Annotated in this window: 7 protein-coding genes; 4 read left to right on the top strand and 3 right to left on the bottom strand. The window is 68.1% G+C overall.

Annotated features, from left to right (window positions below; genetic code table 11):
• Positions 1-874: ankyrin repeat domain-containing protein (locus tag VFE83_RS00585; RefSeq protein WP_324902923.1), on the top strand; the 874-nt coding region annotated here is incomplete at its 5' end.
• Between the two features lie 176 nt (positions 875-1,050).
• On the opposite strand, the gene VFE83_RS00580 is transcribed toward VFE83_RS00585, so the two are convergent.
• Positions 1,051-2,886, bottom strand: coding sequence for a monovalent cation:proton antiporter-2 (CPA2) family protein (locus tag VFE83_RS00580; RefSeq protein WP_324902922.1), 1,836 nt, complete (start codon positions 2,884-2,886; stop codon positions 1,051-1,053).
• 99 nt (positions 2,887-2,985) lie between these two features.
• Between VFE83_RS00580 and VFE83_RS00575 the strand changes: the two genes are divergently transcribed.
• Complete coding sequence (locus VFE83_RS00575; protein ID WP_324902921.1) at positions 2,986-3,843, top strand: protein tonB; 858 nt, start codon at positions 2,986-2,988, stop codon at positions 3,841-3,843.
• 87 nt (positions 3,844-3,930) lie between these two features.
• On the top strand, positions 3,931-4,647 hold the full coding sequence (locus tag VFE83_RS00570; RefSeq protein ID WP_324902920.1) for a hypothetical protein: 717 nt from the start codon (positions 3,931-3,933) through the stop codon (positions 4,645-4,647).
• 89 nt (positions 4,648-4,736) lie between these two features.
• On the opposite strand, the gene rho is transcribed toward VFE83_RS00570, so the two are convergent.
• Entirely contained in the window at positions 4,737-6,419 is a 1,683-nt protein-coding gene (gene rho / locus VFE83_RS00565; protein WP_324902919.1) for a transcription termination factor Rho, read from the bottom strand.
• 281 nt (positions 6,420-6,700) lie between these two features.
• Positions 6,701-7,027: a thioredoxin TrxA gene (gene trxA, locus VFE83_RS00560; protein ID WP_324902918.1), complete on the bottom strand. Its 327-nt coding sequence runs from the start codon at positions 7,025-7,027 to the stop codon at positions 6,701-6,703.
• Positions 7,028-7,307: 280 nt separating this feature from the next.
• Between trxA and rhlB the strand changes: the two genes are divergently transcribed.
• The coding region (gene rhlB, locus VFE83_RS00555; protein ID WP_324902924.1) for an ATP-dependent RNA helicase RhlB at positions 7,308-8,743 on the top strand (1,436 nt) is incomplete at its 3' end.

Raw genomic sequence — 8,743 nt, 5'->3', positions numbered from 1 at the left:
CCCGATCCAGCCGCAGGACGTCCCGGCCGCCGCCATCGTCGGCGACGCGGACGCAGTGCGCCGATTGCTCGACCTGGGACTGCCGGTGGACGCCACCGACGCGCAGGGCTGCACCGCGCTGTTGCGCGCCGCGGGCGGTGGTCATCGTGCCGTCGTCGACCTGCTGCTGGCGCGCGGCTCCGACCCGCAGCTCACCGCGCACTCTGGCGCGACGCCGCTGTCGGCCGCGGTGAGCATGCGCCACGCCGAGATCGTCGACCGCCTGATCGCCGCGGGCGCACCACTGGAACAGCGCCTGCCGGGCGATCTCACCGTGCTGATGGTGGCCTGCGCGCTGGGCCTGACCGACCTGGCCGCGCGCCTGCTCGCCGCCGGCGCGGACGTGCAGGCCTGCGACTCGCAGGGCCGCCAGGCGCTGCACTGCGCCGCGATGTACGGCTTCAACGCACGCGAGCGCTCGCGCCTGGTCGCGCTGTTCGACACGTTGCTGCTGGCCGGGGTGGATGCCGACCAGCCGGCTGCGGGTGCGACGCCGCTGTTGCTGTTGCTGGGCGCGCGTGCGGAACCGGGCAGTGCGGCCGACGAGGACGTGCTGATCGCCGGCCTGCAGTTGCTGATCGATCACGAGGCCTCACTGGACGCCAAGGACCCGCGTGGCTTCGGCCCGCTGCACCTGGCGGCGCTGCACGGCCTGCTGCGCGTGGTGCAGTTCCTGCTGCGCGCCGGCGCCGACCCGGACCTGCGCGACTCGCTCAACCGCACCCCGCGCGAGATCGCGGTGATGCGCGGCTTCATCGACATCGCGGCCGAATTCGCACCGCCCTCGCCAGGCCAGAACGTGTCGATGGCGAGGTTCCTGCGCGAACCGCGCTGAGCTTTTTTGACGCGGATTACGCGGAAGAAGCGGACAAGGCCGATAAGGCGCATCCGAAGAAAATCACGCTGTGCGCCGGGTGCCGGCGCTGCAGATCGACCGGCGCCTGCATGCTAAGTCCGATACATCTGCGTCAATCCGCCTTTTCCGCGTAATCCGCGTCAAAAGAAGAGCGCTCACTCTTCCTCGTCGCCCAGCTGCGTCTCGCTGCGCGTCGCATCGGCGATCTCGTTGAGCACGCCTTCGCCCTGGTCGGCGTTGAACAGCTCCTCCAGCTCGCGACGCGCATCCTGCGTGGACTGCAACAGCGCGTCCTCGTCGTCACGGATCAGGTACTGCGCGCGCAGCAGGCGCGCGTCGTGGTCGCGGAACCGCTCGGCGTGGTCGCGCGCCACGTCCTCGGGAATGCCCAGTTCCACCAGCACCTTCTCGCCCATCTTCAGGCTGCTGTAGAACGTCTCGCGCAAGGCGCGCGCGCCCAGGTCCATCAGCTCCCATGCATGGCGACGATCGCGTGCCCGCGCGAATACCGTCGCGTCCGGGTACAGATGCCGGATCGTCCGCACGGTGTGCAGGCTTTCCTCGACGCCGTCGATGGCGATGACGAACACCTTCACGTGTTCGGCTCCCGCCGACCGCAACAGTTCGTGCTTGGCCGGGTCGCCGTAGTACACCGGATTGCCGAAGCGCCGCACGAAATCGACCTGGTCGGCGCTGTGCTCGATCGCGATGAAAGGCGTCTTCTGCGCCACCAGCAGGCGCGCCACGATCTGCCCGAAGCGGCCAAAGCCGGCGATCAGCACCTGCGGATGCGTGTCCGGGATCGAGTCGAACGCACGCGGCGGTTCCTTGCGCGGATTGGCTGACAGCACGCGTGCGATGCCGATCACGATCAGCGGGGTCAACGCCATCGAGATACCCACGGCCGCGACCACGCGGTCGCGCGTGGGATCGTCGATGAGGTTCGCCTTCACCGCTTCATGGAACACCACGAACGCGAACTCGCCGCCCAGCGCCAGCACCGCGCCCAGGCGCAACGATTCGCGCGCATCCAGCCCGCCCGGACGCTGGCCGACGAAGTAGAGGATGGTGAACTTCACCAGCAACAGGGCGACGGTCAGGCCGACGATCAGCAGCGGCTCGGCCAGCACGCGCTGCAGGTCGATGCTCATGCCCACGGCCATGAAGAACAGACCCAGCAGCAGGCCCTTGAACGGGTCGATCTGGGCTTCGAGTTCGTGGCGGTATTCGGAATCGGCCAGCAGCACGCCGGCCAGGAACGCGCCCAGGCCCGCGGACAGCCCCGCGCCCTGCATGATCCAAGCGGTGCCCAGCACCACCAGCAGCGAGGCGCCGGTGAAGACCTCCGGCATCTGCGCGCGCGCAACCACGCGGAACATATGGCGCAGCAGCACCCGCCCGCCGATCACCACCGCCGCGATCGCGCCAAGCGCCTTGAGCACCTCTTCCCAGCCCAGCTCGGTGTCCACGGCCGCGCCGCGCCCGAGCAGCGGAATCGCGGCCAGCAATGGAATCGCTGCCAGATCCTGGAACAGCAATACCGCGAAGCTCAGCCGGCCGTGATCGGTGGTTAGCGCCTTGCGTTCGGACAGCAACTGCAGGCCCACCGCCGTGGAAGAGAACGCCAGCCCCATGCCGACCGCCAGCGCCGCTTCCCACGAAAGCCCCACGACCATCGCCGCAGCGCCGATGACCAGCGTGGACAGAACCACCTGCGCACCGCCTGCGCCGAAGATCGGCCTGCGCATCACACGCAGGCGCGCCGGCGACAGCTCCAGGCCGATCACGAACAGCAGCATCACCACGCCGATTTCCGACGCGGCCAGCACCGGCTCGGCATTGGCGACGAACCGCAACCCGTACGGCCCCAGCACCACGCCGGCGACCAGATAGCCGAGCACCGCCCCCAGCCCGAAGCGACGGAACACCGGAACCGCGATCACCGCGGCCAGCAGGAATACCAGAGCAAGTTCCAGACCGCCGCCGTGCATCGTGTCCTCCGTTTAGTTCGATTATGCCCGCCCCGTCCGCGCCTTCGTTGCTATAGCCTTGGCGAATCCGCGCCAGGGAGGCGCGATGGGGGAGGGGAAATGGGCAAGTGGAGTTGCAGCCTCGCGTTCGCATTGGCGCTGTGGGCGGTCGTGGGCTGCGCGCAAGCCGCCGGCACCCGCGCCGACGTGCGCAAGCAGGTTGAGGCCAGCATGCTGTTGCAGGGCACGCTGGACATCGATGAAGCGGGCGGAGTGACCGGCTATCAGCTCAAGCAGGCAGACGCGCTTCCGAAGGCGATGCTGGACTTCGTCGACCGCCGCATCCGCATGTGGCGATTCGAACCGGTGCAGGTGGACGGGAAGATCGTCCGCGCACGAGCACCCATGCTGCTGCGGTTGGTCGCCCAGCGTGCCGACGAAAACTATCTGCTGCGCATTGCGGGTGCGTCTTTCGGCAATGTGGAGAAAGAGGACGAGTCCGCGCGTCCGCGCGGCAAGTTGCGCCCGCCCGAGTATCCGGGCGCCGCGAACGCCGCCGGCGTTGGCGGCACCGTCTACGTGGTGGCGCGCATCGGGCCTGATGGCGTAGTCCAGGACGCCGTCGCCGAACAGGTCAACCTGCGTGCAGTCGGAACGGTCAGGGAGATGGAGATGTACCGCGCGATGCTGGCTGATTCGGCGCTCGCCGCAGCACGCCGATGGCGATTCGATTATCCGACGCGAGGCGAGGACGCGCAGTTGCCGTTCCTGTCTGTGCGCGTGCCGGTGGAATTTGTGCACTGGCATCAGGGACAGGAAGAGCCTGGCAAGTGGTATGCCTATGTACCCGGGCCGCGCCAACGCGCCCCTTGGCTCTCGCAGGACTCGGAGTGGGCGGACGGCGATGCATTGGCGGCCGGCGGCGTCTATCCGGTCGGCAAAGGCCCCAAGCTGCTGACCCCACTGGGCGATTCCTGAGCGCAACTGAGGTTCCACGCAGTTCGAACGATCAAGGAGGAGAAGATGAGCCGTTTTGCATGGTTGCTTGGCGTTTCCCTGTTGTGCGTGGATGCGCGTGCGGCCGAGGCCGACGCCTCGGGTCCGACGGTGGTGTTCACGCAGGTCGCGCTGGACGTCGATGCGACCGGTCGAGTGGTGAAGGCCGAGCCCGATGCGCAACTCGCCCCGGTATTGCGCGAGCCCGCCCGCAAGGCCGCCATGGGCTGGCGCTTCGCCCCGATCACCGAGCACGGCAAGGCCGTGGCGGGGACGACGTACGCGAACATGCGGCTGTGCCTCGTGCCAGACGGCGATGCCTTCAACGTGGCCGCCGACCTGATCGGCAATGGTCCCGGCACCGTCCAGAGCGCGCGCATTCCGCTACTGCCTCCGCCGCCCAAAGGGCTGCCGGAGGGTGTCGAGTTCAGCGCCAAGGTTCGCTATCAGGTGAAGCCCGACGGTCGGGCGACGCTGCAATACGCCGAGCTGGCTGACCCGATGCAGCAGGCCCGCAACGGCACGACGTGGCGGCGGCATGTCTCGCAATGGCTCTCGAAGCGACGTTTCATGCCCGAAGTAGTCAATGGGACGCCCGTCGCGACAGTCGTGGATCTGCCGCTCACCTACGAACTGCGTGGGCTGGGTTCGTTGCAGGAAGTACAGCGCAAGGTGGCCGAGCGGAATGCCGAACACGCGCAGCAGGTCTGTCGCGTCGCGGCCGGGGAAGCGCAGAATCGTGCGGTGGCGGTGGACAGCCGTTTCACGCGAGCTGGAGAAGGTTGAGGCGCCAGTGTCACGATTTGAATGACACATGGCTCCAAACAAAAACGCCCCGCAATGCGGGGCGTTTTTCTTGACGAGCGCCAGATGCCTCAGCGCTTCATCGAGCTGAAGAACTCGTCGTTGGACTTGGTCGTCTTCATCTTGTCCAGCAGGAACTCCATCGCGCCGATTTCGTCCATGCCGTGCAGCAGCTTGCGCAGGATCCAGATCTTCTGCAGCAGTTCCGGCTCGATCAACAGGTCCTCGCGGCGCGTGCCGGAGCGATTGATGTTGATGGCCGGGTAGACGCGCTTCTCGGCGATGCGGCGATCCAGGTGCACTTCGGAGTTGCCGGTGCCCTTGAACTCTTCGTAGATCACCTCGTCCATCTTGCTGCCGGTGTCGATCAGCGCGGTGGCGATGATGGTCAGCGAGCCGCCTTCCTCGACGTTGCGGGCCGCGCCGAAGAAACGCTTCGGACGGTGCAGCGCATTGGCGTCGACACCACCGGTCAGCACCTTGCCCGAGGACGGCACGACGTTGTTGTACGCGCGCGCCAGGCGGGTGATGGAGTCGAGCAGGATGACCACGTCCTTCTTGTGCTCGACCAGGCGTTTGGCGCGTTCGATCACCATCTCGGCGACCTGCACGTGGCGGCCGGCGGGTTCGTCGAAGGTGGACGAGACGACTTCGCCGCGCACGGTGCGCTGCATTTCGGTGACTTCTTCCGGACGCTCGTCGACGAGCAGCACGATCAGGTGCACGTCCGGATGGTTGCTGGTGATGGCCGTGGCCACCTGCTGCATCATCATCGTCTTGCCCGCCTTGGGCGGCGAGACGATCAGCGCGCGCTGGCCTTTGCCCTGCGGCGCCATCAGGTCGAGGATGCGGCCGGTGATGTCCTCGGTCGAACCGTCGCCGCGCTCCAGGCGGAAGCGCTTGCGCGGGAACAGCGGCGTGAGGTTCTCGAACAGGACCTTGTTCTTGCTCGCTTCCAGCGGCTCGCCGTTGATCGTGTCGACCACGGCCAGGGCGAAGTAGCGCTCGCCGTCCTTCGGCCAGCGGATGCGGCCGGACAGGTGGTCGCCGGTGCGCAGGTTGAAGCGGCGGATCTGGCTGGGCGAGATGTAGACGTCGTCCGGGCCGGCCAGGTAGCTGGCCTCGGCCGCGCGCAGGAAGCCGAAGCCGTCCGGCAGGATTTCCAGCACGCCGTCGGCGGCGACGCCCTCGCCGTGGCGGGTGAGCACCTTCAGGACCGCGAAGATCACGTCCTGCTTGCGGGCGCGGGCGACGCCTTCCTGGATCTGCAGCTGGTCGGCGATGTCCAGCAGCTTCGGCGTGGGCATCCGCTTCAGGTCGCCCAGCGAGTACTGCGGGAAGCCTTCCGGCACCTGCGGATGCGGGCGCGGCACGAACTGCTCGTTGTTGCCGCCCTCGTCCTGCATGCCGCCGTTCTGGTCGCGGTAGCGTTCGCGCTGGCGGTCGCGTCGGTTGCGGAAGCGCTCGCGACGGTTGCCGCGTCCGCCTTCGAAGTTCTCGCGACCCTCACGCGGCTGGCCGCCTTCGCCGCCTTGGGCGGGCGCGCTGTCGCCGCGCGGCTCGGCCGGCGCCTGTGGGGCGGCCGGTGCCGGCGCTTCGGCGGCGGGGGCGGGTGCGGGGGTTTCCGCGCGCGGCGCGGGTGCGCTCTCGGCGGCAGCGGCTACGGCCGGAGCGTTGTCGGCGGCCTTGCTCACGCGTGCCTTGCGCACGCGCTTCTCGGCGGTGTCGCCAGCGTCTGGGGTGTTATCGGACAAGCAGGGAATCCTCGCTAAGCGGCGAGCGCTCGCAGACGGCGAGCGGAACGTCAGGGACGAATGGTTTCGAGAGGGGGTGCGGCGATGACGGGTCTTTCGACGATTAGGTCGTGGACGGTCGGAAGCGCCGGGTGACAGGAAAACTAGCACTGCCTTTGCGCGCCGGCAAGCGCCGGGACAGGAGGCGTTCACGTGGCCCCGCGGGTTCGCGGCGGCCTTGTGGCCGGCGCCCGCGAACGGCGGACGCGGCCGGATACATCTAAGGAGTGCCCGTCAGGCGATCAGAGCGCCTTGTCGAGCATCTGCGCCAGCTGGGCCTTGCCCACGGCGCCGATCTGGGTGGCCTGGACCTGGCCGTTCTTGAACAGCAGCAGCATGGGGATGGAGCGCACGTGGTACTTCATCGCCGTGGAACGGTTGTGGTCGACGTTGACCTTGGCGATCTTGACCTTGCCCTCGTAGGCCTCGGCGAGCTCGTCCAGGGCCGGGGCGATCATCTTGCACGGGCCGCACCATTCGGCCCAGAAATCGACCAGCACGGGTTCGGACGACTGCAGCACGGAGGCGTCGAAATCGGCATCGCCGACGTGCAGAATTTTTTCGCTCACGGGGATCTCCTGCGGATGGTTCGCCGGCCGGACGGCCTCTGGCCGCCCCGCCCGGCGGGGTCTGCGGCCCGGTTCCGGCGTTGCCGGTTCGGGCGTTACGGTAAACTGGGGCGTTTCGAGGCGACTTCAAGCCCATCTCAGGGTCGGTCGCCGAACTCTCCGAGCCGGCCCCGAGCGGGCCCGGCCCCGGCAGTCTGCGATGCGGACAGCCACCCACGCAAGCGCGCCAACGCAACTCTGCATGCCGCAACTGCACGGCGCGCGCGGACAGTCCAAGCTGATGAGCGACAAGCCTTTAACCGACGTTTCCTTTTCTTCCTTCGATCTGCATCCCAGCCTGCTGGCCGGCCTTGAAGCGGCCGGATTCACGCGTTGCACGCCGATCCAGGCGCTTACCCTGCCGATCGCCCTGCAGGGCCGCGATGTCGCCGGCCAGGCGCAGACCGGCACCGGCAAGACGCTGGCCTTCCTGGTGGCGGTGATGAACCGCCTGCTGACCCGCCCGGCCCTGGCCGAACGCAAGCCCGAGGACCCGCGTGCGCTGATCCTGGCGCCGACGCGCGAGCTCGCCATCCAGATCCACAAGGATGCGGTGAAGTTCGGCTCCGACCTGGGCCTGAAGTTCGCCCTGGTCTACGGCGGCGTCGACTACGACAAGCAGCGCGAGCTGCTGCAGAAGGGCGCCGACGTCATCATCGCCACGCCCGGCCGCCTGATCGACTACGTCAAGCAGCACAAGGTCGTGTCGCTGCACGCCTGCGAGATGTGCGTGCTGGACGAAGCCGACCGCATGTTCGACCTGGGCTTCATCAAGGACATCCGCTTCCTGCTGCGGCGCATGCCCATCCGCACCGAGCGCCAGACGCTGCTGTTCTCGGCCACGCTCAGCCACCGCGTGCTGGAGCTGGCCTACGAGCACATGAACGAGCCGGAAAAGGTCGTCGTCGAGACCGAGTTCATCACCGCGGCCAAGGTGCGCCAGAAGGTCTACTTCCCGGCCGACGACGAGAAGATCCCGCTGCTGCTGGGGCTGCTCTCGCGCAGCGAGGGCGCGCGCACGATGGTGTTCGTCAACACCAAGGCGTTCGTCGAACGCGTGGCGCGCGCGCTGGAGAAGGGCGGCTACCGCGTCGGCGTGCTGTCCGGCGACGTGCCGCAGAAGAAGCGCGAGACGCTGCTGAACAAGTTCCAGAAGGGCCAGCTGGAAATCCTCGTCGCCACCGACGTGGCGGCGCGTGGCCTGCACATCGACGGCGTGTCGCACGTCTACAACTACGACCTGCCGTTCGATGCCGAGGACTACGTCCACCGCATCGGCCGCACCGCCCGCCTGGGCGCGGAAGGCGACGCAATCAGCTTCGCCTGCGAGCGCTACGCGATGTCGCTGCCGGACATCGAGGCCTACATCGAGCAGAAGCTGCCGGTGTCGGCGGTGGAACCCGACCTGCTGGTGGCGATCCCGCGTCCGCCGCGCGAAGTGCCGGAAGGCGCCGAGGGTGAGCAGGAAAGCATCGGCGCGATCTTCAAGGAAGCGCGCGAGCAGCGCGCCGCCGACGAGGAGCGTCGTGGCGGTGGCCGCAAGGGCGCTGGTGGTGGTCGTCGCAGTGGCGGACGCGGCGAAGGGCGTGGTGAGGGCCGTCGCAGCGAAGGCGGCCGTGACGGAGCGCCGCGCGGCGAACGCAAGCCGCGCGCGGTCACGGACGAGTCGGTCCGCAC

The sequence above is a fragment of the Lysobacter sp. genome (assembly GCF_035655815.1).
Taxonomy (GTDB): domain Bacteria; phylum Pseudomonadota; class Gammaproteobacteria; order Xanthomonadales; family Xanthomonadaceae; genus Lysobacter_J.
Note: the sequence above shows the minus strand (reverse complement) of the source record. Positions and strands in the feature narration are given on the sequence as shown.